The 21,944-nt window shown below is 62.5% G+C and carries 22 protein-coding genes; 10 read left to right on the top strand and 12 right to left on the bottom strand.

Going from position 1 to position 21,944, the window contains the following annotated elements:
• Positions 1 to 81: 81 nt before the first annotated feature.
• Genes V7S54_RS18200 through lptF form a run of 3 tightly spaced genes read right to left on the bottom strand, consistent with a single transcriptional unit; the run spans position 82 to position 4,678 of the window.
• Positions 82 to 2,433: an LPS-assembly protein LptD gene (locus tag V7S54_RS18200; RefSeq protein ID WP_065374492.1), complete on the bottom strand. Its 2,352-nt coding sequence runs from the start codon at positions 2,431 to 2,433 to the stop codon at positions 82 to 84.
• Entirely contained in the window at positions 2,433 to 3,512 is a 1,080-nt protein-coding gene (gene lptG / locus V7S54_RS18205) for an LPS export ABC transporter permease LptG (RefSeq protein WP_065374493.1), read from the bottom strand. The genes V7S54_RS18200 and lptG overlap by 1 nt, the downstream gene beginning before the upstream one ends.
• On the bottom strand, positions 3,509 to 4,678 hold the full coding sequence (gene lptF / locus V7S54_RS18210; RefSeq protein ID WP_065374649.1) for an LPS export ABC transporter permease LptF: 1,170 nt from the start codon (positions 4,676 to 4,678) through the stop codon (positions 3,509 to 3,511). The genes lptG and lptF overlap by 4 nt, the downstream gene beginning before the upstream one ends.
• Positions 4,679 to 5,094: 416 nt before the next feature.
• Between lptF and V7S54_RS18215 the strand changes: the two genes are divergently transcribed.
• Positions 5,095 to 6,588 (top strand): leucyl aminopeptidase, encoded by a 1,494-nt coding sequence (locus tag V7S54_RS18215; protein ID WP_065374495.1) that lies wholly within the window; start codon positions 5,095 to 5,097, stop codon positions 6,586 to 6,588.
• A gap of 41 nt (positions 6,589 to 6,629) precedes the next feature.
• Positions 6,630 to 7,079 carry a DNA polymerase III subunit chi gene (locus V7S54_RS18220; RefSeq protein WP_065374496.1) on the top strand — a complete coding sequence of 150 codons (450 nt, stop codon included), beginning with the start codon at positions 6,630 to 6,632 and terminating at the stop codon, positions 7,077 to 7,079.
• A gap of 65 nt (positions 7,080 to 7,144) precedes the next feature.
• On the opposite strand, the gene V7S54_RS18225 is transcribed toward V7S54_RS18220, so the two are convergent.
• Positions 7,145 to 8,071 carry a Gfo/Idh/MocA family protein gene (locus V7S54_RS18225; RefSeq protein ID WP_065374497.1) on the bottom strand — a complete coding sequence of 309 codons (927 nt, stop codon included), beginning with the start codon at positions 8,069 to 8,071 and terminating at the stop codon, positions 7,145 to 7,147.
• Between the two features lie 227 nt (positions 8,072 to 8,298).
• Between V7S54_RS18225 and V7S54_RS18230 the strand changes: the two genes are divergently transcribed.
• Positions 8,299 to 9,141 (top strand): GNAT family N-acetyltransferase, encoded by an 843-nt coding sequence (locus tag V7S54_RS18230; RefSeq protein ID WP_065374498.1) that lies wholly within the window; start codon positions 8,299 to 8,301, stop codon positions 9,139 to 9,141.
• 18 nt (positions 9,142 to 9,159) lie between these two features.
• Here V7S54_RS18230 and V7S54_RS18235 read toward each other — a convergent pair whose 3' ends face one another.
• Complete coding sequence (locus V7S54_RS18235) at positions 9,160 to 11,049, bottom strand: ABC-F family ATP-binding cassette domain-containing protein (RefSeq protein WP_065374499.1); 1,890 nt, start codon at positions 11,047 to 11,049, stop codon at positions 9,160 to 9,162.
• Between the two features lie 325 nt (positions 11,050 to 11,374).
• On the opposite strand from V7S54_RS18235, the gene V7S54_RS18240 reads away from it, so the two are divergent.
• From V7S54_RS18240 to V7S54_RS18250, 3 genes are all read left to right on the top strand, one after another.
• Positions 11,375 to 11,662 (top strand): hypothetical protein, encoded by a 288-nt coding sequence (locus V7S54_RS18240; RefSeq protein ID WP_057252679.1) that lies wholly within the window; start codon positions 11,375 to 11,377, stop codon positions 11,660 to 11,662.
• 146 nt (positions 11,663 to 11,808) lie between these two features.
• Entirely contained in the window at positions 11,809 to 12,087 is a 279-nt protein-coding gene (locus V7S54_RS18245; protein WP_065374500.1) for a hypothetical protein, read from the top strand.
• 88 nt (positions 12,088 to 12,175) lie between these two features.
• On the top strand, positions 12,176 to 12,628 hold the full coding sequence (locus V7S54_RS18250) for a MarR family winged helix-turn-helix transcriptional regulator (protein ID WP_065374501.1): 453 nt from the start codon (positions 12,176 to 12,178) through the stop codon (positions 12,626 to 12,628).
• 10 nt (positions 12,629 to 12,638) lie between these two features.
• On the opposite strand, the gene V7S54_RS18255 is transcribed toward V7S54_RS18250, so the two are convergent.
• Positions 12,639 to 13,718 carry a GGDEF domain-containing protein gene (locus tag V7S54_RS18255; protein WP_065374502.1) on the bottom strand — a complete coding sequence of 360 codons (1,080 nt, stop codon included), beginning with the start codon at positions 13,716 to 13,718 and terminating at the stop codon, positions 12,639 to 12,641.
• A 247-nt stretch (positions 13,719 to 13,965) separates the two neighbouring features.
• On the opposite strand from V7S54_RS18255, the gene V7S54_RS18260 reads away from it, so the two are divergent.
• Positions 13,966 to 16,602 (top strand): non-ribosomal peptide synthetase, encoded by a 2,637-nt coding sequence (locus V7S54_RS18260; RefSeq protein ID WP_065374503.1) that lies wholly within the window; start codon positions 13,966 to 13,968, stop codon positions 16,600 to 16,602.
• Here the strand turns inward: V7S54_RS18260 and V7S54_RS18265 are convergent.
• Positions 16,588 to 17,097 carry a DinB family protein gene (locus tag V7S54_RS18265; protein ID WP_065374504.1) on the bottom strand — a complete coding sequence of 170 codons (510 nt, stop codon included), beginning with the start codon at positions 17,095 to 17,097 and terminating at the stop codon, positions 16,588 to 16,590. The genes V7S54_RS18260 and V7S54_RS18265 overlap by 15 nt on opposite strands.
• Before the next feature lie 136 nt (positions 17,098 to 17,233).
• On the opposite strand from V7S54_RS18265, the gene V7S54_RS18270 reads away from it, so the two are divergent.
• Both V7S54_RS18270 and ndk read left to right on the top strand, forming a co-directional pair.
• On the top strand, positions 17,234 to 17,923 hold the full coding sequence (locus tag V7S54_RS18270) for a glutathione S-transferase family protein (protein WP_065374505.1): 690 nt from the start codon (positions 17,234 to 17,236) through the stop codon (positions 17,921 to 17,923).
• 102 nt (positions 17,924 to 18,025) lie between these two features.
• Complete coding sequence (gene ndk / locus V7S54_RS18275) at positions 18,026 to 18,448, top strand: nucleoside-diphosphate kinase (protein WP_034803877.1); 423 nt, start codon at positions 18,026 to 18,028, stop codon at positions 18,446 to 18,448.
• A gap of 77 nt (positions 18,449 to 18,525) precedes the next feature.
• On the opposite strand, the gene V7S54_RS18280 is transcribed toward ndk, so the two are convergent.
• A complete protein-coding gene (locus tag V7S54_RS18280; protein ID WP_058329408.1) occupies positions 18,526 to 19,035 on the bottom strand; it encodes a hypothetical protein in 510 nt (169 codons plus the stop codon).
• Positions 19,032 to 19,592 carry a CGNR zinc finger domain-containing protein gene (locus tag V7S54_RS18285; protein WP_065374506.1) on the bottom strand — a complete coding sequence of 187 codons (561 nt, stop codon included), beginning with the start codon at positions 19,590 to 19,592 and terminating at the stop codon, positions 19,032 to 19,034. Before V7S54_RS18285 ends, V7S54_RS18280 begins: the two co-directional genes overlap by 4 nt.
• 67 nt (positions 19,593 to 19,659) lie before the next feature.
• On the opposite strand from V7S54_RS18285, the gene V7S54_RS18290 reads away from it, so the two are divergent.
• Positions 19,660 to 20,556 (top strand): branched-chain amino acid ABC transporter permease, encoded by an 897-nt coding sequence (locus V7S54_RS18290; protein ID WP_065374507.1) that lies wholly within the window; start codon positions 19,660 to 19,662, stop codon positions 20,554 to 20,556.
• A gap of 32 nt (positions 20,557 to 20,588) precedes the next feature.
• Here the strand turns inward: V7S54_RS18290 and V7S54_RS18295 are convergent, their stop codons facing one another.
• From V7S54_RS18295 to pgsA, 3 genes are read right to left on the bottom strand one after another with little or no spacing between them, the layout of a single operon-like run.
• Entirely contained in the window at positions 20,589 to 21,056 is a 468-nt protein-coding gene (locus V7S54_RS18295) for a molybdenum cofactor biosynthesis protein MoaE (protein ID WP_065374508.1), read from the bottom strand.
• A 4-nt stretch (positions 21,057 to 21,060) separates the two neighbouring features.
• Positions 21,061 to 21,321: a molybdopterin converting factor subunit 1 gene (gene moaD / locus V7S54_RS18300; protein ID WP_065374509.1), complete on the bottom strand. Its 261-nt coding sequence runs from the start codon at positions 21,319 to 21,321 to the stop codon at positions 21,061 to 21,063.
• The gene (pgsA, locus tag V7S54_RS18305; RefSeq protein ID WP_057252657.1) at positions 21,318 to 21,905 is read right to left on the bottom strand and encodes a CDP-diacylglycerol--glycerol-3-phosphate 3-phosphatidyltransferase; all 588 of its coding nucleotides are present in this window, start codon (positions 21,903 to 21,905) and stop codon (positions 21,318 to 21,320) included. The genes moaD and pgsA overlap by 4 nt, the downstream gene beginning before the upstream one ends.
• Between the last annotated feature and the right edge of the window lie 39 nt (positions 21,906 to 21,944).

Below are 21,944 nucleotides of genomic sequence, written 5' to 3' on the forward strand. Positions count from 1 at the left end.
AAACGATGACAAGACCGTTTGAGCAGCCCAAAATAGCGCGAGGGGGCGAACTTCGCGTTCCGCCCCCTCGTTTCAATGATCTTAATAGTAATCCAGCTCTTCGAACTTGGTGTCGCCGACATTCACGTCACCGAGCGTACGGAAGCTGATTCTGGCGCCGATCGACCAATCGTTCGCCAGCGTGCTGCCGGTATCGCGTTCCTGCTTGTAGACAAGCGAGAACAGGGTGTCCTGATCGTCGTAGGTGATGCCGAAGCCGTTGCGCGTGATGACGTCCTGGTTGATGTCGTAAGTGATGGCACCAAAGACCGACCAGTAGTCATGGAACTTGTAGGCGGCCGCCGTCTGGATTTCGTCCTGGTCCACCTGCGAGCCATAAAGCGGCTGCGCTTCGATGCGCGTATAGGTCATCGCCGCCTGCCACGTCGTGCCGAGATACCCGACGGTCGCATCGGCACGGCGCAGTGCCAGATCCTTTTCGTCGAGGCGGCCCGAGAGGCTCGCCATCAGGCCGGACGGTGCGTCGATACCGAACATCGCAACATAGTCCGAGCTCTTGGTTTCCAGACCGGAATTCGCGCCGGCCTTCACCAGGTCGTCGGTTGCAAAGGAGTTCAGGCCTCCGAGATGGAAGGATTGGCCGACGATGCTGCGCAGGCCGTAGCCACTGTCGAAGGTACCGGTATAGCGGAAGCCGACATTGGCGCGCGTACCACCTTCGACCCGGTCGAAGCCAGAGAACTTGTCGCGGTCGAAAAGGTTGGTCGCATCGAACACAAAGCTCTGGGCGTCTTCGTTCGGCAGGCCACCGGCATCCTGTTCATCAGGGCGCGCGTACAGCTGAGCGATCGGCTCAAGCACGTGGCTGCTGTTTTCGCCGACGAACAGGATCGGGTAACGGGCTTCGAGACCGGCGGTCAACATGCGTCGCGTCGCCGCGTCGCTGTTGTCGTAGTCGCCGGTGTAGAGCGGTCCCGGCGCGTCCATGTTGAGGCCGAGGGCATCGCCGCGCGCCGCAAGGAGCGGCGTGAGCACGAGACCGCCGGGAGCAATGAACATGCGCTTCCATTCAAGCTCGCCGGTCAGGCGGTGGGTCGTGCCCTCAAGGCCGCGGAAACGATTGACGACACCGGGGACGGTTTCGAGGTCCAGCCGGTTTCGTTTGACGTTCGTGAAGTTGACAGTTGCCGAAAGCTCGCCGCCCAAGATGGGTTGCGGCGCCTTGTAGGAGTAATCGAGCACCTGAGCCGTAGGCTGCTGATTTTCCTTGATGCTGTTCGGGTCCGCGTCCTGAATGTCGAAGTAGAAGGCGCGCAGATCGAAGAAGTTTCGCTTGCCGAGCCCGGTCAGATAGGCCTGGTTGACGTAGGTCGTGCCATCGAAGTCCGACAGTTCGTAGGTCTTGGCGAAGTTGGCGTCCGACTGGACGAGGACGTTCCAGCCGAACGTCCAGCGCGGGTTGATCTCGAATTCAGCCCTCGACGCGATCATGCCGCGATTGGTCTTCATCGCGTCGACCGTGCCGGGCGTGAACTTTTCCTTGTCGAGCTGGCTGATGCCGGCAAAGTTCAGCGTATGGAAGCCGTTGTGGAACCGCTGACGGAACTCGCCCTCCAGCAGGAAGCCCTGCCGGGTCAGGCCCGTCACGGTTGCCGTTGCATCCATGTAGGGCGAGATCGCCCAATAGTAGGGGACGCCGACGCCGACGCCGAGCTTCTGGGCCGAGCGGAACGTCGGGAACAGAAAGCCGCTCTTGCGCTTGACCGTATGGTCGGGCAGCTCCATCACCGGGATATAGGCGATAGGCTTGCCGAAGAGCTCGAAGCGGGCGTTCTCAAGCCGAATCGTCCGCGTGCGCCCGTTCTGAATGACGCGCTGTGCCTTGATATGCCAAAGCGAGCGATGCTCCGGCTTGGTCGAGCAGGGCGTGCAGGCCGTGTAGACGGCCTCGTTCAGGATGAACTCTTCACCGTTCCGGCGCTCGCCGCTCGTTGCGGCAAGACGGGTCAGATCGGTGGTTTCGATGCGCATCTGTTCAAGGAAACCGTCGCCGAAATCGTCGGTGATGTCCATCTTGTCGGCATAGACGACATTGCCGCCCGGCTCGACGAACTGGATTTCCCCGGATGCATAGATGCGGCCATTCTTCTGGTCGTATTCGACCTGACGGGCCACCATCTTGTAGCCGCCGTAGTCGATCTGCACGTTGCCGCGCACGATGACCTTCTCGGCGTCCTTGTTGTAGACGAGCTCATTGGCGGACAGAAGCAGCTTGGCGTCTTCTGGCATGTTCGGACGCAGCTTATCGAGGCGGTCCGAAGTCTGCTGCGCCATCGCAGGCGCACTCATTCCCATGGCAAGTGTCTGCAGCGCCACGCCTGCAAGCAGGGTAGCGTTGATCAGCGTCATGCGTTTGCGGTTCACTACCGCCACTAGCCATCCTCCTGATTTAAAAGAATCGTCGAGCCCAGCGCCATCGCTACAACAACTGGCAACCAGGCTGCAACGAAAGGAGGCACAATGCCGCTGCTCCCGAATGCTTTGACAAGCACGGTGACGACATAAAGCACGAAGCCTGAAAGGATGCCACCGAGAATTACGGAGCGAGATTGGTTAAACCGGCTAAACTTGAGCGACACGCAAGCGGCTATCAGCGTCATGGCGACGAGAAGCAGCGGCAGCGAGAGCATCGAGTGGAATTGGGTTTCCATGCCATTGGTTGAAAAACCGAAGGAGCGAGCCACTTCGATCTTGCCCGGCAGGTCAAAAAACTGAATGGAATCAGCCTTTGCAAGCCGTTCCTGAACAAACTCAGCCTTCAGATTGGTGCTGAGTTGTGCTGTTTTCAAACGGCGCGGCAGCTGCCCGTTGCGCGTTTCCGTTACTTCGTTAAGAAGCCAGTAACCATCTTCGAGTTTCGCGGACGCCGCATCCTGTCTCAGAATGATCGTTCCCTGTGGATCGAAGTGGATGACGGTGACGTTGAGGAGCGTCGTACCGTTGTCCTGGACCGAGCGCGCGCCGATGATTGTATCGGTACCGTTGTAGATCTGCCGCAGCCACGGAATCGATCCGGCATCCGAGGATCGCGAGGCGCCCCATTCCGCCAGCAGTGCCTCCCCACGCTTCGTTCCCCAGGCCGCTAGCGGGTTGAGCGCAACGACAGCGAGCACCCCGAAGAGGAAGGCGCCAAGGACGAAGGGACGCAGGAACTGCCAGACGGAGATACCCGCGGCGCGGGTCACGACCAGCTCGTAGCGCCGGTTGAGGGAGATCAGCGCCGCCATTGCCGAAAACAGCGCCACGAACGGAATCGTCTGCTGCAGGATCAGCGGGATACGGAGGGCGGTCATCAGCAGAGCGCCGGTGATCGAATAGTGCGGCAGGTTCGCCAGGCGGCTCGCCTGCTCGCTGAAGTCGATGATGAAGATCAGCGAGAAGATGCCGACGAGGAACCAGAAAGTGGTGATCACATAGCGGATGAAGAAGTAGCGTCCGAGCGTGCCAGTCATGACGGCTGCCCTCCCTCGGCGTCACGCCGCACCAGGCGCAGGCGAACCAGGAGATCCTGCAGCTTTTCCTGCCCGGTCATCGGGATATCCAGACGTTTGTTGCTCACCAGCTGGTGGATGCAGAGCCCACCGGCTGCCAGCGGTACGATATACATCAGCGGCACGAACCAAATGGAATCCTCGGCGCTGTTGCCCGCATAGAAGGTCATCCAGCGGATGAGCAGCGCCGTTCCGAGCGCGCTCACCATTGGATGGACGCGCGCTTCCCGGTGCGATCGTGCATCGCTGCTGAACACCAGCGCGATCAGGCCGAACAGCAGCGGAAAGGTCCACTCGGTCAGGCGGCGGTTGATCTCGGCTGTGAAGGCAAGCGGATTGTTCTTGTAGACCTGATCGTCCGAGTCGGGATTGAGAAGCCCGGCCAGGTCGCGGTCCTTCGCCCGGATCGTCGCCTCGCGCGTCGTCCTGGTCATGTCGGCGAGGTCGAAGGCATAGGAATCGAACTTGATGATCGAGACGCTGCCGTCAGGCAGTTTGCGCTGCACCTCGCCGTCCTTCATCACCAGCGCGGAGCTCTTTTCATCCACCGCGCCTTCGCGGGCGTAATAGACGAGCTCGAAGGCGGGATTGCGTGAATCGGCAACGAAGATGCCCTGCAATACGCCGCCGCTGCGCCGCGCTCCAACCTGAACATAGAGCCCGTCGGCAACCTTGCGGAACGAATTCTCCTGAACGACCGACGACAGAAGATCGGCGTTTGCCGTCGCCAGCATCTTGCGTACCGAAACGCGCGAGTAGGGCTCGACGAAGTTATCGACCACGAAGGAAAGGACGCTCAGGGCCGCCGCCAGATAGATGACCGGCCGGATGATGGCCATGCGCGAACTGCCGGCGGCGTTGAGCACGGTCAGTTCCGAATCGGTGTTCATCGTGGTCAGGGTCTGGGTGACGCCGATGACCAGTGCGAAGGGCAGGATGATCGGGATGACCGAAGGCAGGATGAGGGTTGCCAGCTTGGCGAAGGCCAGAACCGACTGGCCGCTGTCGGTGACCAGGTTGACGTTGGCAAGCGCCTGCGTCGTCCACACAATGCCGAGCAATGGCAGGAGTGTCGCGAGGAACATGACCAAGGCACGCCGGAAGATGTAGCGTTCGATCAGCTTCATGCCCGTGTCCGGTCCAAAATCCTGCTCATGTTTCTGTCCGGCGGCGGCGTCGGACCGGGCATTGCCCGGGTCCAAACCGAAGCCCGGTTCTTACCCGCTATTTCGTGTCGCTCAAATTGTGAAGCAACAGGGATAATTTAAGGCGAAGAACCTCGGTTAACCGCATGTAAACATCTGGGGGCATCTTGCCAAGCGGTTGAAAAGCGAGAAGGGTGCCGGCCACAGCTTTGACGGTGGTGAATGTTGCGAATATTTTCCACTGTAACCGCCCGGTAACAGGGCGGATCGTCATAAGCCTCGCCGTGTCGTCCCGATGCGTCGCGGCCAGATCACCTTACCCTGGCGCCCGGCTCTCGGAAGCTACTTTCGATTCTCCGGCTGCGCACGGAAACAGGAAAATATCCCGGAGTTTTTCAATGCCGATGAAGTTCGAGTTCACCTTTGCCAAGTCCCACCGGCCGAGCGGCGGCGTTGCCGTGCTCCTCAAGACGTCGGGCGGCGGAGCCGCGGCCGGCGCGGATGTCGCCGATCCGGAAGACGTCGTGACAAAGGCAGCCAAGGTGAAGAAGTTCACCGGAAAGGCGTTCTCCAGCCTCGATATCGTTGCGCCGCATGGCTCGCCGGCTGACCGAATCATTGTGTGTGGCCTCGGAGAGGCGGAAGCGCTTTCGGACCACGATTGGCTGAAGGCCGGCGGCGCCGTTGCGGCGAAACTCGGCTCGGTCGACAAGGTGACCGTATTCGTCGACGCGCCTGGGGTCGACGTGACCGGCAGGGCGGCCGCAGATTTCGCGCTCGGCATGGAGATGAACGCCTACAGCTTCGACGGTTACAAGACCAAGAAGGCCGATGACGACGCCAAGTCCTCCGGCAAGCCGACCAAGGTCACGATCGTCACCGGTACCGTCATTGCCGCGAAGAAGGCTTTCGGCACAGCAGAGGCGGTGGCCGAAGGCGTGTTCCTGGCGCGCGACCTGGTGAACGAGCCGGCGAACGTGCTGGGACCGGTCGAGTTTGCCGCCAAGGCGAAGGAGCTGGAAAAGCTCGGTGTCGAGGTGGAGATCCTCACGGAAAAGGAAATGAAAAAGCTCGGCATGGGCGCGCTGCTCGGCGTCGCCCAAGGGTCGACCCGACCGCCGCGCCTCGTGATCATGCAGTGGAAGGGCGGCAAGGCCAAGGAGCGGCCGCTCGCCTTTGTCGGCAAGGGCGTCGTCTTCGACAGCGGCGGCATCTCGATCAAGCCGGCCGCCGGCATGGAGGAAATGAAGGGCGACATGGGCGGTGCGGCTGCCGTCACCGGCCTTATGCATGTGCTGGCCGCGCGTGAAGCGAAGGTCAACGCCATCGGCATCATCGGCCTTGTGGAAAACATGCCCGACGGCAGCGCTCAGCGCCCCGGCGATATCGTAACGTCGATGTCCGGCCAGACGATCGAAGTGATCAACACGGACGCCGAAGGCCGTCTCGTGCTCTGCGATGCGCTCTGGTATTGCAACGACCGCTTCAAGCCGCAGGCAATCATCGACCTTGCGACGCTGACCGGCGCCATCATGGTTGCGCTTGCGACCCATCACGCCGGCCTGTTCTCCAACGACGACCGTCTGGCCGGGCAGCTCCTTGCCGCAGGCATGGCGACGCAGGAGCGCCTGTGGCGCATGCCACTCGGCAAGGAATACGACAAGATGATCGACAGCAAGTTCGCCGACATGAAGAACACCGGCGGCCGCCACGGCGGCGCGGTGACGGCGGCGCAGTTCCTGAAGCGTTTCGTCAAGGATACGCCCTGGGCGCATCTCGATATCGCCGGTACCGCCATGGGCGCGCCGACGGATGAGGTCAACCAGTCCTGGGGCTCGGGCTTCGGCGTCAGGCTGCTCGATGAACTGGTGCGGGCGAGCTACGAATCCTGACCGGCCGTGCCGGACGTGACGAAAGTCGGGAAGAGATCGGCATGACCGAAATCCTGTTCTATCACCTGACGGAATCGAAGCTCGAAGACGCGCTGCCGCCGTTGCTCGACAAGAGTGTCGAGCGGGGCTGGCGGGTGGCCGTTCAGACGATCGACGCCGAGCGGCGCGACGCGCTGGACACGCATCTTTGGGTCTATCGCGACGAGAGCTTCCTGCCGCACGGCACGGATGCCGGCGATTTCGCTGCCGATCAGCCGGTGCTGTTGGTGGCCGACGAAGGCAATGCGAATGGGGCGACGGTGCGTTTCGTCATCGATGGCGCCAGCCCGCCTGATGTTTCGGCCTATGAGCGCATCGTCTTCATGTTCGACGGCTACGATCAGGATCAGCTTGAAGGCGCACGCGCCCATTGGAAGCGGCTGAAGGGGGAGGGACACAACCTCACCTACTGGCAGCAGAACCGCGACGGCCGGTGGGAAAAGAAGGCCTGAGTTTACAACGCGTTGCGACGAACAAAGCCCGCGGCCGATACCGCGGGCTTTGCCTGTCTGGAAAATCAGTCGTGGAACGCTTCGACGAACTTGCGCTTGCCGAGCATGAAGGCGTCGGCAACGTGGCGCAGCGGCGCGAGATCGACGTCCGACCGTCCGGCTTTGACGATCTCGGCGAAACGCCGATAGAGCATCGGGTATTCCTGTTCCGGTTCCTGATGCACGAGCTTGCCGTCGACGGCGAGCTTGGCACCGCCTTCGGACAGCACCATCTCGCCCGCCGCGGTGCGGGCGACGATGTCCCAGCTCTGCTTGCCGGTTTGGCGCCAGTCGAATTCGGCGGAGACCGGCAGTTTCTTGCCGTCCGTAAACGTGATGTTGGCAGCGATCGGCGCGTCGCGATTCTCGGGGAACTCGAGCACGGCCGAGGTCACGAACAGTGGGCGCGGCAGAATGTGGGTGACGATCGAAAGGGCGTTGATGCCGGGATCGAAGACGCCGAGGCCACCCGCCGCCCAGATCCATTCCTGGTTCGGGTGCCAGTGGCGCACGTCTTCCTTCCAGATGACCTGGACATCATTGATCGTCGTTGCGGCCAGGAAGGATTTTGCCGCTTCCACGGCCGGCGCGTAGCGTGAATGCCAGCTTGCAAACAGCGACAGCCCCTTCGATGCCGCCAGCGCCTCGAGGTCTGCCACCTCGCTGAGGGTGGCGCCCGGAGGCTTTTCCAGGAACACATGCTTGCCGGAGTCGAGTGCTGCGCGGGCCGCCTCATAGCGATACTGCGGCGGCATGCAGAGCGACACGGCCTCGATCGCAGGCACGGCTTCGAGCATCGCTTCGATCGATTTGAAGTTGTCGATGCCGTCGACCGTGCCATGCCGGCTTGCAGCGGCGATCAGGTGATAGTCGCTGTTCTTGGCGATCGCCGGCAGGTGCTGGTCGCGAACGATTTTGCCGACGCCGACAATCGCAATTTTGATGGGGGTCATAGTGTTCCGCTCGATTTGTATGACTTATTGTCGGCTCTTGTAGCAGATTGCGCAGGGGGGACAAGCGCCGCCGGTCCGTCGCCAGCATATGCCATCAATGCCGGGGAAATCGACAGGTTATCATTCCCTCTGAACGCCACTGCGCTAGCTCTACCACCGGACGTGCCGTTTCGTCTCGTCAACCGGGCTGACGATAGGGCGACCTGACCGCCCAAGAGGAGTGAACCATGCAGCAGCAAATCCGTCGTGCCAGCCGCGCCGAACTCGACATCATGATCGAGTGGGCGGCCGAGGAGGGGTGGAATCCCGGGCTCGGTGATGTCGGCCCCTTCTGGGCGGCCGATCCGGATGGCTACTGGATAGCGGATGGAGAGGACGGCCCGGTCGGAGCCATCTCGCTGGTGCGATACAACGAAAGCTACGCTTTTCTCGGCTTCTACATCACGCGACCGGAACACCGCGGCAAGGGGATCGGTCGGCAACTCTGGCAACAGGCGATTGCCGTCGCCGGGAACCGCATCGTCGGCCTCGACGGCGTGGTCGCGCAGCAGGAAAACTATCGCCGGTCCGGCTTCACTTATGCCCATGCGAACATCCGCTACGGCGGCACCATCGACGTTGTCGAGCCGCCCGGCGCCGATCTTTTGGACGTCGCGCCGATCCATATGCCGCTCCTCACTGAGTATGACCGCCGCTTCGTCCCGGCGCATCGCGAGGCGTTCCTTCGCGAATGGCTGAAGTCGAGCGATGGACGGAGCAGTGTCCTGCTGCTGCGCGACGGCGCGGTCGCGGCCTATGGAACGATCCGGGCTTGCCGAAACGGGTTCAAGATCGGACCGCTCTTCTCCGACACCGAGACCGGCGCCGATCTGGTCTTTCGCAAGCTCGCCGCCGGTGTCAACGGCAGCGAAATTTACATCGACATCCCCGAACCGAACGCCTCGGCCAAGGCGCTTTGCGATCGCTACAATCTGCGGCCGGTGTTCGAGACGGCGCGCATGTATCGCGGGCCCGACCCCGGGCTGCCGCTGGCACGGATCTACGGCATCACTACGTTCGAACTGGGCTGATCGGCGGGCAGGCTTCGGTCAGCCGGCCATTGCCTCTTCATACTCGGCAGAAAGCTCAAGCCATTGCTCTTCGGCGTGAGCGAGTTTCGCTGCCGCGTCGGAGCGATCCTTGGCCTTCTGGGCGGCTTTCGCAGGCGACTTTTCGTAGAGCACCGGATCGGCCAGTTCCACATCAAGTGCCTGAATCAGTTTCTCCAGTTTTCCGGTCAAGGATTCGATTTCATTGATCTTCTTGCGGAGCGGCGCCAGCGAAGCGCGCTTGTCGGCGTTGACCTTGCGCTGGTCTGCCTTTGAAAGACTGTCGTCGGCTCCGTTCGGCTTGGCCTTGTCGTCCTTAGGCTTCGGACCGCCGACGATCAGGCTGCGATAGTCTTCGAGATCGCCGTCGTAGCTCGTCACCGTTCCATCCCGCACCAGCCACAGCCGGTCGGCGGTCGCCTCGATCAGGTGGCGATCGTGCGAGATCAGGATCACGGCGCCGGAGTAGTCGTTGAGCGCGGTGATCAGCGCGTTGCGGCTGTCGATGTCGAGGTGGTTGGTCGGCTCGTCGAGGATCAAGAGGTTCGGAGCGTCGAAGGCGGCAAGGCCCATCAATAGGCGGGCCTTTTCGCCGCCCGAAAGATCCTTGGCGGGCGTTTCCATCTTTTCGGTCGCAAGCCCCATCTGTGCTACGCGTGAACGAACCTTCGCTTCGGGTGCTTCGGGCATGCGCCGGCGCACATGTTCGACGGCGCTCTGGCTGGGGATCAGATCGTCGAGCTGGTGCTGGGCGAAGAAACCGACCTTGAGGTTCGGCGCGATCTTCAATTCGCCCGCCTCCGGCGCCAGCCGTCCGGAGATGAACTTGGCGAAGGTGGATTTGCCGTTGCCGTTGGAGCCGAGCAGCGCGATGCGGTCGTCGGTATCGATCCTGAGGTTCAGCCGCTTGAGGATCGGCTTGCCGGGCTCGTAGCCAACGGTACCGCCGGTGACGGCGATGATCGGCGAAGCCGCTTCCTTCTCCGGATCGGGGAAGGAGAAGCCCTGGACGTGATCCTCGATCACCGCCGCAATCGTGCCCATGCGCTCAAGTGCCTTCACGCGGCTTTGCGCCTGGCGGGCCTTGGTGGCCTTGGCCTTGAAGCGGTCGATGAAGCTCTGCAGGTGTTTTCGCGCCGCATCGTTCTTGGCTTTCGCCTTCATCTGCAGCTCGTCGGCCTCCGCCTTCTGCCGCTCGAACTGGTCATAGGGTCCGCGATAGAAGGTAAGCTTCTTCTGGTCGAGATGCACGATGGCGTTGACCGCGGTGTTCAGCAGATCGCGGTCGTGGCTGATGATGATGACCGTGTGCGGATAGCGGCGAATGTAGTCCTCAAGCCAGAGCGTGCCTTCGAGGTCGAGATAGTTGGTCGGCTCGTCCAGCAGCAACAGGTCCGGCTCGGAGAAGAGCACGCCCGCGAGCGCAACGCGCATTCGCCAGCCGCCGGAGAAGGAGGAGGCTGGGCGCAATTGCGCTTCATGATCGAAACCGAGGCCGGCGAGAATGCTCGCGGCGCGCGCTTCGGCCGAGTGGGCGCCGATATCGGCAAGCCGTGTCTGGATCTCGGCGATGCGGTGCGGATCGGTTGCGGTCTCGGCTTCGGTGACCAGCGCGGTGCGTTCCTTGTCGGCCTTGAGCACGATCTCGATCAGCGGTTCCTCGGTGCCGGGCGCTTCCTGCGCCACCTGGCCGATGCGGGCGTTCTTCGGCAATGAGACGCTTCCGGCCTCGGACGCGAACTCGCCGGTGATGATGCGAAACAGCGTCGATTTGCCGGCACCGTTGCGGCCCACGAGCCCGGCCTTCGTGCCCGCCGGAAGCGTCACGGATGCATTTTCGATGAGGAGACGTCCCGCGATGCGGGCGGAAAGGCCGGAAATCTGGATCATTGCGGCCTTTTGCCCGGACTCGTCCGGGAAGGCAAGAGGCGCGGCCTCGACCGCATCCGCCTTGGCTACCCTCTTGTGACCGTTCGCGATTTCAAGGGGTCATTGTTATCGATTTTTGAACAAGGCGTTCCGTCAATCGATACTACACATCCTCATCGTGAGGGACCATCTCATAAACGGAAGGGCGGGGAACGCTCTTCTGACCGGCCTCGATCGACTGAACGCCATCGGCAAGGGCCCCGCGTTTAGAGGGACGACCGATCCGGCCACGGACAATTTAGCTGAAACCTCGTTCATGTGAACGAGCCTCCCAGGAGTGAAGATCATGAAAACTGCAATCCAGACCGCTCTTTCCGCCGCTCTCGTTGCAACCGCTATCCTCGGTGGCGCCTCCGCTGCCTTCGCCGGCGGCAGCTACTACGAAGGCGTCAGCCCGACGCCGCTGTACACCGAGCGCACGCCTGCCGTCACCGGCAAGACCTCCTTCACCATCGGCAATTCGGAAGCTGGCTATGTTGACAGCACACGCACCGGCTCGGTCGTCAACTACGGCGTTGCGCCGAAGAGCGTGATCGGCGGCGAAGGTGAATACTATCAGGGTATTTCGCGCTAACCGCGACGAAGAAGGGGTGCGGGTTTCTCCCCCCGCACCCTCTTTCGAGGGATTTGATTGATCATTGCCATGATCCTATGAGGCGACCTCCCAAGCGCCCAGGCGGGGCTTAGCCCCACCGTCTATCTCCACCAAGGAACCGATCTATGAAGAAGTCCATTGCCGCGATCCTCGTTGCGGCCGCCATGCTTGGCGGCGCGTCGGCCGCTGTGGCCGGCGGCAGCTACTATGAGGGTGTGAGCTCCACGCCGCTCTTCACCGGCCGCGCCGAAGCTTCCGCCGGCACCGGTGTCTCCGCGAGCACGACCAGCCGCGGCGACTATTATGCGGGCATCGAAGACAGATCCGTCGATACGACGGCAACCGGCGCGATCGCGAACAGCGGCGCCAAGGCTCTCGGCCAGGCCGACGAAAACAAGCAGTAAGTCACGCCAAACGGTTGACCGAACAGCCCGGTCCCGCCACGCGGGGCCGGGTTGTTTCGTTTGGCGTTGCCAAATGAGGTACATTGCCATGACAGAAAAAATCGAAGTCGCCGAGCGGCTCTTCGATCTCTATCAGTGCGTTCATCGCCTGGTGAACACATCGATGTCGGAGGAAGGCGTTTCGCTCGCGCGCAGCAAATTCCTGTTCTATCTCAACACGCTGGGGCCCTGTCGCTGCGCGGATATCGCTTCAGCGCTCGGTTTTGCGGCGAGAACCGTCACCGAAGCGATCGACGGGTTGGAACGCGACGGCATGGTCATCCGTGAAGCGGACCCGGAGGATCGCCGCGCGAAGATCATTTCGATAACCCATCGCGGCCGGTTGGCACTGGAAGCGGCGCTACAGCCACGGCATCGCACGATCGACGAATTGTTCTCGGCGCTCGATGATTGCGAGCGCACCGAACTCTTTCGCTTGCTTGGTTGTCTGCGGGAGAAGGCGACGGAGATCGACGAAAACCGCCAGCCGGTCGCCGCCTGACGCGCGACACTCAGGCGGCGTTCTGACCGTAGGTCCTGCCGCGGTCGCGGCCGAGTGCCGCCGAATAGCTGAGGATGCCGGCGCCATCGCGCGCGCCGGCCAGTGCCAGCTCGGCCTGGGTCAGGAGATCGGCGCTCGTCGATGCCGGTTGCGCTATGGTGATGCCGGCCGCAAGCGAGAGCGTCTCGGCGGTGTGCGCGCGCCCGGGAAGGGTGACCTTCAGTTCCTCCACGGATTGGCACAGGCGCCGAACAATGGCTTCGGCGTTTTCGACGCTGACGTCCCGGCAGACGAAGGCGAAGTCCTGCTGACCCACGCGGGCGACGAAGTCGTTCTTCTTGATCGACTTGCGAAACAGCGTCGACAGCTTGGTGAGCGCCTTGCTCGCCACCGTGCCACCGTGTTGCTCGGCCATCTCGCGAAGTCCTTCGACAGAGACGAGAAGCAGGGCAACCGGCTGGTCGGTTCGCTCCGTTTCGAGAATGGAGTCGAGCTTCGCTGTCAGCGCCAGACGGTTCGGCAAGCCGGTAGCGGGGTCGCGGGTCAGCGACCGGCGGCTTTCGGCGAGATCCCCCTCGAGCTCGGCCATGCGCTGCGCACTGGTTTCCAGGACATGCTGCAGGGCATTCTCTTCGTTCATCAAACGGCCTGCCGCTTCGCGCAGCCGCGCGGCGTCGTCCGCGAACTCCGACAGGCCGGCGACGGGGTCAGCTGCCAGCCGACTGGCGAAATGATCGAGTTCGGTCTTGAATGATTGCTTCTGCGCCAGCGCAAGCTTGAGCGTGCTGGCCATTTCGGCGAGGGCTTCCTGGGCTGCGGCTCTCGCCCGGTCCGCGGCGAGGGCTGCGTGGGAGACGAGGTGATGCTTGAGGCCCAAGGCGTCCAGCGAGTCCTGTTGCGAGTTGTGCCCGAGCGCGGCAAGCTCCCGGGAAAGCTGGGGCAGACGACCGGACAACGCCTCGTAGAAAAGCTCGTAGTTGCGGGGCAGGGCAGCGACCCCGTGCGCGGACATTGCGTGCGCCACTTTCAGAATGATCGCCGCCTGCCTCGCCTGCGATCGGCTGGCGTCCGCTGGAACTTGCCTGGTCATTCTGTCGTGTTCCCCAATGCGTGTCGGATGGTGATGTCCGGATCGAACAGCAATATGGGAGGCTGCATTTAAGGGAGTCTGAAGATTTCAGGCAGTTGCCTATTCCCGCCCGGTATGGTTGCTGAATTCCATCTGCCAGGGCTCGGCACAACCGAGAATCGCATGCCAACTGACAGTCGTCAGTCCGGGCAATCTTTATACTTGACGCCTTTAGTCACCAATTATATTCGGCGCTGCTAAATCGGGCATGGGGGCCCGAGGCAAACAGCGACGGTCAAGGATGTCCCTCTCGTTCATTGCGGATCTGGCGAAATGGGGCGACCGGCCGGCGCTGGTCTTTTCCGGGCAGCGGGTCGTCACTTATCGGGAACTCGGCGAGCGGGTCGCCCGCCAGGCGCTCTCCTTCCGCGGCCCGCGTGGGCTGGTGGCGATCGAGGCCGAGCTTTCCGAACATGCGATCGTCGCTTATCTGGCAGCGCTGACAGCTGGACATGCCGTGGCGATGCAAGCCCCGAAGAACGGGGCTGCCGGATCCTGGGTCGATGCCTTCGATCCCGATTATGCCTTTCGCCGGATCGAGGGCCGCTGGCGCACGGAACAGCCGCTGCGGCAAAATGACAGTGCGCCGCATTCCGAGCTGGCGGTGATGCTCTCGACATCGGGCAGCACCGGTTGCGGCAAGGCCGTCCGCTTGTCCCGGGAAAACATCTTCGCAAACGCCGCGTCCATTGCCGACTATCTCGGCCTGACGGCGGATGACCGCGGTTGCCTCATTCTGCCGCTCCATTATTCCTACGGCCTGTCGGTGCTGAATTCTCATCTGACAGTCGGCGCCAGCCTCTATATTCCCGGTGGATCGATCCTCGATGCCGGTTTTCTCGATGGCCTGGCCGAAAGCGGCAGCACGAACCTTGCGGGCGTTCCCTATTCCTACGAGTTGCTGGAGAAGGTGGGCTTCCGCGATCGCCGGTTCCCGCGCTTGCGCTTCATGACCGTCGCCGGCGGCCGCCTGGGCCCGGACGTCATCCGTCTGTACAACGACCACCTCAAAGCCCAAGGCGCGGCCTTTTTCGCCATGTACGGCCAGACCGAGGCCACCGCGCGGATTGCCTATGTGCCGCCCGCCCTGCTTGCTGGCAACGAGGACAGGATCGGCGTCGCGATCCCCGGTGGGCGCCTTCTGATCGAAAACGAGAGCGGAGCGCCGATTGAAAACGACGGTGTGGCCGGCGAACTCGTCTATCACGGCCCGAACGTCATGATGGGCTATGCCACATCGCGTGACGGTCTCTGCCGCGGCGCCGAACTCACCGAACTGCGCACCGGCGACCTCGCGATGCGCCATGCCGACGGCCTGTTCCAGATCGTCGGCCGCATGAAGCGGATTTCCAAGATCGCCGGCCTCAGGATCGCTCACGATGTGTTGGAAGCGGCGCTTGAAAGGCGCGGTATCACTGCTTCAGTCGTCGGTGACGATACCGGCCTTCACGCCTTTTATGCCGGCAGCCGCGGTGCGGAAGAGATCAGACGGTTCCTCGCGCAAGCGAGCGGACTGACGCTTTCGCATCTCAAGGCCACCCCTCTTTCCGAAATGCCGCGGCTTGCCAGCGGCAAGGTCGACTACAACGCGCTCAACATGGCGGCCCGCCAGGCGGCGGCGAGCGTTGACGACGAGAACGGCGGCATCGAAGAGCTTTTTGCGCAGGTCTTCTATCCGAAAAGGGTGAAGCGCTCCGACAGTTTTGTGTCGCTGGGCGGCGATTCCCTGCGCTTCGTTCAGCTCTCGATCGGTCTGGAAAAGGCGCTGGGACAGATTCCCGACACCTGGGAGACCTTGTCTATCGCCGAGTTATCGGCCGAGGAGCGCCGCGAGACCGCCACGCGGCGGATCGGGATGGATCTGGTGATCCGCGCACTGGCCATCCTGCTGGTCGTGCTGCACCACGAACTGCTTTGGCCCATCCCCGGCGGATCGGCAGCCATGGTCGTTCTCGCGGGCTTCAGCCTCGCCCGCTTCCAGATGGGCCCACTTCTGGCGGGAGACGGCCTGGCCATCCTGCGCCCGCTCGCCCAGGTGCTCGTACCATACTATCTGATCGTCGCCGCCTATGCGGTCGCCTGGGGCGAGGTGCCCTGGGCCTCGGTCTTCCTCGTCGGCAATTTCGGTGTGGCCCTGCCGGAGACGCACGGCATGGTGCCGTATCTCTACTGGTTCATCGAAGCCTATTGCCAGATGATGCTCGTCTTCGTCGGGCTCTTCGCCATCCCACAGTTCCGGCGGTTCGTGTCGGCAAGGCCTTTCGCCGCCGGTATGAGCCTGCTCCTGGCGGCGCTCGCCGCCAGGCTGGCGCTGCCGCTCCTGTGGCCGATCGGCAATCGCCAGATTTTTACCCTGCCGTGGATCTTCTATCTCGCGGTCATCGGCTGGTGCGCCGCTGTCGCCGAAACGGGCAAACAACGGCTGCTGCTGATGATGGCCGGCACAGGGGCGTTCCTGTTCTTCGGTCTATACGAGGGGGTCTGGATCGGGACGAAGGTCAAGTACCTCCTGCAAATCGCCGTCCTCGCGGCGCTGCTTTATCTCCCGCGCATCAGCGTGCCGCGCTCTGCGGCACAGCTCATCCTGCCTTTGTCGGCGGCGGGCTTCCACATCTACATCTTGCACCGCTTCGTTCCCGAACTTCTGTTGGCGCCGCTGCAACCGGCATTGCCAACCGTGGCGTTTTCGGTCCTGTCGATCGTCGGCGGTGTGGTTCTCGGCCTGGTCGCCTGGCTCGGCCAGCGTCAGGTGCTCAAGAAGCTTGCGGAGTGGCGGGAGCGTGAGCTCCGGCCACTGCGGTCGCTTGGGTTGGGGGCGCTCCGGTCTCCGCTACGCCCACTTTGACCCTTCGGTTCTCAGGAAATACGCGAGATCCAGCGTTATGGATGGGCGGCCGAGTGCGGTCAGCGTTGCATGCGCCTGGCCGCGATGATGGGTCTGATGGTTGAAGAAATGCCCGAGCGTCGGCGCCAGCTTCTGCGTGATGACCGTGGGGTTGGTGAGCGGTGTATAGGTGAGGTCGGCGCTGAGGCGTGCATCACTCAGGCCGTCGATCCAGGCAATGATGCGTTCGTCCTCAGCAGTTCGCGCGGCGGCGAGCGCCGAGAGGTCGTCGTGGAGGATCGTGTCGAGCGAGGCCGGGGTGTCGCCCTCGTGCGTAAAGCGCTTCATCCAGACCCGATCGGCAACGAGGATATGGTTGAGGGTCGAAAGCAGCGAGCCGAAGAAGGCGCCGCGGCTTTCCCGCAATTCGGCATCGGTCAGTTCTGCCGCAGCGGCATAGATCAGGCGGTTCGCCCAGCGGTTATAGTCGGCGAACATCCGAAAGTGATCGAGCATAGGGTATCTCCTTTGAAGGGGCGGCGACGCTAACTCGAAACCGCATTTCTGTGGCTGATATCACTCATGAAATTTACTGATTTGATGACGTGGCCGATTTGTCGTTCAACGGGACGCCAACCGACCGGGAGTTCGCATGACGAGAAAACTCTATTCGCTTTGCGGGGCCGACAGGACGCGTCCGTTCTCGCCGCATGTGTGGAAGACGAAGATGTCGCTCGCGCACAAGGGGCTCGATTTCGACGTCGTGCCGATCGCCTTCACCGAGATCCCCGCGGTCGAGGATGGGGCGACGAGCCTGGTGCCGCTGCTGCGGGACGGAGAACGTCTGGTGAAGGACAGCTTCGAGATCGCGCTTTATCTCGAACAAACCTATCCGGATCGCCCGCCGCTCTTCGCCGGTGAGGGGGCGATGGCGATCTCCCGCTTCGTCGAGGGCTGGTCGCAGACGACGCTGCATCCCGCCATCACCCGCATCATCATCAGGGATATTCACGATCGCCTCGATCCGATCGATCAGGCCTACTTCCGGCAGAGCCGGGAGAAGCGTTTTGGCACGTCGCTTGAAGCGGTAGCCGAAAGCGGTGGCGCCGTGCTCGAAACCCTCGCAGAGAAACTTGAGCCTTTGCGCCATATGTTGAAGTTTCAGGGTTTCCTGGGCGGCGCGTCGCCGCTTTTCGCCGACTACATCGTCTTCGGCGCGTTTCAGTGGGCGCGCATCGTTTCGCCGCAGCGCCTGCTTCGGCCAGGCGATCCCGTCACCGATTGGTTCGAGCGGTGCCTCGATCTGCACGGTGGGCTCGGACGTAGTGTGACGGCTGCGTGAAACCCGCTTGGCCCGAGCCGAATCATCGGTGAACCCCCTTGTTTTGCGCGGGATTGGCGGCTAATGAACCGCCACTTCTCAAGAAACAAGGGATTTGAGCCAATGGCTATTGAACGTACCTTCTCGATGATCAAGCCGGATGCCACCAAGCGCAACCTGACCGGTGCCATCACCAAGATGCTCGAAGATGCCGGCCTGCGCGTCGTCGCTTCCAAGCGCGTCTGGATGAGCCGCCGCGAAGCCGAAGGCTTCTACGCCGTTCACAAGGAGCGTCCGTTCTTCGGCGAACTGGTCGAGTTCATGTCCTCCGGCCCGACGATCGTTCAGGTTCTCGAAGGCGAAAACGCAATCGCCAAGAACCGCGAAGTCATGGGCGCCACCAACCCGGCAAACGCCGACGAAGGCACCATCCGCAAGGTTCACGCCCTGTCGATCGGCGAAAACTCGGTTCACGGTTCGGATGCTCCGGAAACCGCTGCTGAAGAAATCGCCTACTGGTTCTCGGGCACCGAGATCGTCGGCTGATTCAAAATCTTCGGTTCGAGCCGCAAAGGCTTGAATTGTTTCAGGATTTGAGCCGGAGCGGAAACGCTCCGGCTTTTTCATATCGGGCAAGTCGCCGTCTCGAAACGTTCGGGCGCCTTGCCGTCCCTGAAGACCTCGGGGTTCTTGTCGTAAGCGGGGCCTTCGACCAGCGGCTTGGCCGGCAGGATATCCTGGTCGACGTCAGAGGTGACCGTCGTTTCCAGCTTTTGCAGCGTTTCGCCGGCAGGCCCTTTCACCTCGATCGTCACCGCATAGGGCCTATCCTTTTTGACGCACGTCAGATCGGGGCTTTCCAGCACCACTCTGTCGAGTTTTGGAAAGAGCTTGCGCGTCACCGTGAGCGACGCGCCGCCCACCGGGTTCTCGAAGGTTGCGATGACGACGCTTCCTTCGGGCACCGGCTCCGTTTTCTGAAGCGTGATCGTGTAGACCGCATAGGCGAGGCGGTAGTTGAAGATGAACATCTTGCCCGTCAGCTTCAGCGGATCCGGACCGGTCTCACGCTGGCACCCGGCGGCGAGCAGTGTGATGGCGGCCGCCGCAAGCGTAGCGATCATCCTCGTCATAAGCCGGTTTCCTCCCTGTTGCGATGGTAGTGGCGTTTGGCCTTGGTGCGATTGCCGCAGACGGCCATGTCGCACCAGGTCCGGCTGCGGTTGCGGCTGCGGTCGAGAAACAGCCATCCGCAGTTCGGACAGATCTTCAGCCGGTCGGGCTCGGTGCTGGCGGCAAGGCTGAGGGCGGATTGCGCGGTTGCGGTGTCGAGCGAAAGTGCGCCGCCGTGAGGCAGGGATCCGCGCAGAACCGCAGCGATGGCTTCGAGGAGGTCCGCCAGAAACTCTGGGCGACCCGCCGCCGAGACCTCGGCGCGAAAGTGCCGGTCGGTCGCTTCGCGCAGCTGCAGCAGCCGGCCGCGGTTCTCCGCTGCGACCGGCGCCAGCGGGCCGAAACGAGCGCTCTCCGCCCCGAAACGGTTGGCCGCTTCAGCAAAGGAATCGATCGCCGCAATGTCGGCGAAGCGGTCGGTCCGGCGCGCCGGATCGAAGCGCAGGATGATGGAATTGGCCACATCCAGCGCCAGCGCGCCGCCGGCAAATCGATGGGCTGTCCAGGTGAAGGTCATGCGAAAATCCTAACTGGCAAAAATGATTTTACCAGTTATATTGATCTTGTCACGCTCCGGATGCGCCATGCTCTATTTTCTGCAGCAGCTCGCCAATGCCGTCCCTATCGCTGCCCTCTATGCGGCGCTCGCCTTTGGCTATGCCATCGCCTTCGCGGTGACGCGCCGGGCGGATCTCACCTATGGCGCGCTCTTTGCCTTCTCGGGCCAGATGTTCGTGCTGTTTGCTGATTTCGGCTGGAACCGGCTGTGGCTGGTGTTGCCGGCGGCCCTTGGCCTCGGCGCGGCCGCGGCGCTGAGCTTCAGCGTTGGCGCCGGGCTCGTCGCCGGGCGCTATGTCATGCGACCGCTCGCCTTTTCGTCAGCCAACACCGTCGTCGTCGCTTCGCTCGGCTGCCTGCTGCTGCTGATGGAAACGGCGCGGCTCGCCTCTGAGACACGCAGCCTGTGGCTGCCGCCGTTCCTGAACGGGAATATCGTCTTCTGGGACGATCCTCGCTTTCCGGTGACCTTGACGGTCATCCAGCTCGGCAACACCGTGCTCATGGCCGCGCTCGTGGCAGCCGGGCACTGGTATCTTACGCATTCCCGGGCAGGGCGGTTCTGGCGCGCCGTATCGGAGGACAGGGGGGCTGCAGCGCTCTGCGGTGTCGATGCCGCGACCGTTTACATCGCCGCCTATGGCGCGGCATCTTTGATCGCCGCCGTCTGCGGCATTCTCGCTGCCTCCTACTACGGCAACATGGATTTCGGCACAGGGCTCACCTTCGGCGTCAAGGTGCTGTTCATCGCCGCAATCGGCGGCCAGGCTTCGCCGCTTTTTGCAGCCCTTGGCGCCGCCGGGGTCGGTTTCCTCGAAACGCTCTGGAGTGCCTATGGCCCCATCCTCTGGCGCGATTTCGTGATCTTCGGTTTCCTGGTGATCGTGCTGGTCGTGACGCGCCAGGAGAAAGTCATTCCCTAGTCAAACGGGAGGGGAAGTCCCCGCATGTAGCACTATTTCGTCGACCAGCGGTCCCGCGCCGTGTCGTCGGCATCCTTGGCGCTGACCCAGCCGCCGGTGGTCCCGTCGCCGAGGTGTTCCTTTTTCCAGAAAGGCGCTGAGGTCTTCAGGAAATCCATGATGAAGTTGGCGCCGTCGAAGGCGGCCTGCCGGTGCCGCGACGCGGCGACGACCAGCACGATATTGTCGCCGGGCATGATCTTGCCGTAGCGGTGGATGGCGGTGGCGGCCTGCAGCGAGAAGCGCTCGACCGCCTCGTGGCAGATGCGCTCGATCTCCGCTTCGGCCATGCCGGGGTAGTGCTCGAGCTCGAGGGCAGCGAGCGTGCCCGCCTCATCTCTGCAAAGCCCGGAAAAAGTGACGACCGCGCCGACGTCGGCCCGTCCGGCAGAGAGCCTCGCGACCTCTATATTGAGGTCGAAGTCCTCGCGCTGAACGCGCACGTTCACCGGCGCGTTCATGGGGTCAGCCGCCTGTCATCGGCGGAAACAGGGCGATCTCGCGGGCGCCGGCGATCGGCTCCCTGTAGTCGACATGTTCCTGGTTGATGGCCGCGCGGATGACGTTTTCATGTTCGAGCGCCGCTTCGTATTCGTCGCCCAGCGTCTTCAGATGCTGGAGCAGGTCGGCAATGGTGACGACGCTGGCGGGAACGTCCAGGGTCTCTTCGCCCTTGCCGATGCGCTCGCGCACCCAGGAGAAATAGACGAGATTGACGGTGCTCATTCGTTGACCACGTGCTTGAGGCCGGCGCGGAAATAGTCGTAGCCCGTGTAGAGCGTGATGGCGGCGGCGATCCACAGGAGCACGATACCCGCTTCCGTCGTATAGGGCAAAATCTTGTCGCCAGCAGGACCGGCGAGCAGGAAGGCGATGGCGACCATCTGGATCGTCGTCTTCCACTTGGCGATGCGTGTCACGGGCACGCTGACCTTCAGTGCCGCCAGATATTCGCGCAGGCCGGACACAAGGATTTCGCGGCAGAGGATGATGATCGCAGCCCAGATCGACCAGCCGGCGATCGTGCCGTCAGCGGCGACCAGCAGCAGGATAGAGGCGACAAGCAACTTGTCGGCGATCGGATCCAGCATCTTGCCGATGTTCGACGTCTGCTTCCAGATGCGGGCGAGATAGCCATCGAAGAAGTCGGTGATCGACGCAATCGCGAAGAGCGTGACCGCCGTCCAGCGCGCGAAATCCGAACTGTGCAGCCGCCCTTCGATGAAGAAGCAAAGGACGATCAGCGGCACGATCAGGATTCGGAAATAGGTGAGCAGGTTCGGGATGCTGTAGGCGACGGGCGTGGGCATGGATTCGTGTTCTCTGGTTCGTCAGGTACAGAATGACTT

Source organism: Ensifer sp. CCNWLY38 (assembly GCF_037120565.1).
In the GTDB taxonomy this organism is placed as follows: Bacteria; Pseudomonadota; Alphaproteobacteria; order Rhizobiales; family Rhizobiaceae; genus Ensifer; species Ensifer adhaerens_H.

Bases quoted from the DNA above. Each gene is read 5' to 3' on its own strand.
- V7S54_RS18260 (WP_065374503.1), top strand. From the start codon at position 13,966: ATGGGGGCCCGAGGCAAACAGCGACGGTCAAGGATGTCCCTCTCGTTC.
- V7S54_RS18270 (WP_065374505.1), top strand. From the start codon at position 17,234: ATGACGAGAAAACTCTATTCGCTTTGCGGGGCCGACAGGACGCGTCCG.
- moaD (WP_065374509.1), bottom strand. From the start codon at position 21,321: ATGAGCACCGTCAATCTCGTCTATTTCTCCTGGGTGCGCGAGCGCATC.
- V7S54_RS18220 (WP_065374496.1), top strand. From the start codon at position 6,630: ATGACCGAAATCCTGTTCTATCACCTGACGGAATCGAAGCTCGAAGAC.
- lptG (WP_065374493.1), bottom strand. From the start codon at position 3,512: ATGACTGGCACGCTCGGACGCTACTTCTTCATCCGCTATGTGATCACC.
- lptF (WP_065374649.1), bottom strand. From the start codon at position 4,678: ATGAAGCTGATCGAACGCTACATCTTCCGGCGTGCCTTGGTCATGTTC.
- V7S54_RS18285 (WP_065374506.1), bottom strand. From the start codon at position 19,592: ATGACCTTCACCTGGACAGCCCATCGATTTGCCGGCGGCGCGCTGGCG.
- V7S54_RS18225 (WP_065374497.1), bottom strand. From the start codon at position 8,071: ATGACCCCCATCAAAATTGCGATTGTCGGCGTCGGCAAAATCGTTCGC.
- V7S54_RS18235 (WP_065374499.1), bottom strand. From the start codon at position 11,049: ATGATCCAGATTTCCGGCCTTTCCGCCCGCATCGCGGGACGTCTCCTC.
- pgsA (WP_057252657.1), bottom strand. From the start codon at position 21,905: ATGCCCACGCCCGTCGCCTACAGCATCCCGAACCTGCTCACCTATTTC.
- V7S54_RS18265 (WP_065374504.1), bottom strand. From the start codon at position 17,097: ATGCTCGATCACTTTCGGATGTTCGCCGACTATAACCGCTGGGCGAAC.
- V7S54_RS18250 (WP_065374501.1), top strand. From the start codon at position 12,176: ATGACAGAAAAAATCGAAGTCGCCGAGCGGCTCTTCGATCTCTATCAG.
- V7S54_RS18280 (WP_058329408.1), bottom strand. From the start codon at position 19,035: ATGACGAGGATGATCGCTACGCTTGCGGCGGCCGCCATCACACTGCTC.
- V7S54_RS18295 (WP_065374508.1), bottom strand. From the start codon at position 21,056: ATGAACGCGCCGGTGAACGTGCGCGTTCAGCGCGAGGACTTCGACCTC.
- ndk (WP_034803877.1), top strand. From the start codon at position 18,026: ATGGCTATTGAACGTACCTTCTCGATGATCAAGCCGGATGCCACCAAG.
- V7S54_RS18230 (WP_065374498.1), top strand. From the start codon at position 8,299: ATGCAGCAGCAAATCCGTCGTGCCAGCCGCGCCGAACTCGACATCATG.
- V7S54_RS18245 (WP_065374500.1), top strand. From the start codon at position 11,809: ATGAAGAAGTCCATTGCCGCGATCCTCGTTGCGGCCGCCATGCTTGGC.
- V7S54_RS18255 (WP_065374502.1), bottom strand. From the start codon at position 13,718: ATGACCAGGCAAGTTCCAGCGGACGCCAGCCGATCGCAGGCGAGGCAG.
- V7S54_RS18215 (WP_065374495.1), top strand. From the start codon at position 5,095: ATGCCGATGAAGTTCGAGTTCACCTTTGCCAAGTCCCACCGGCCGAGC.
- V7S54_RS18290 (WP_065374507.1), top strand. From the start codon at position 19,660: ATGCTCTATTTTCTGCAGCAGCTCGCCAATGCCGTCCCTATCGCTGCC.
- V7S54_RS18240 (WP_057252679.1), top strand. From the start codon at position 11,375: ATGAAAACTGCAATCCAGACCGCTCTTTCCGCCGCTCTCGTTGCAACC.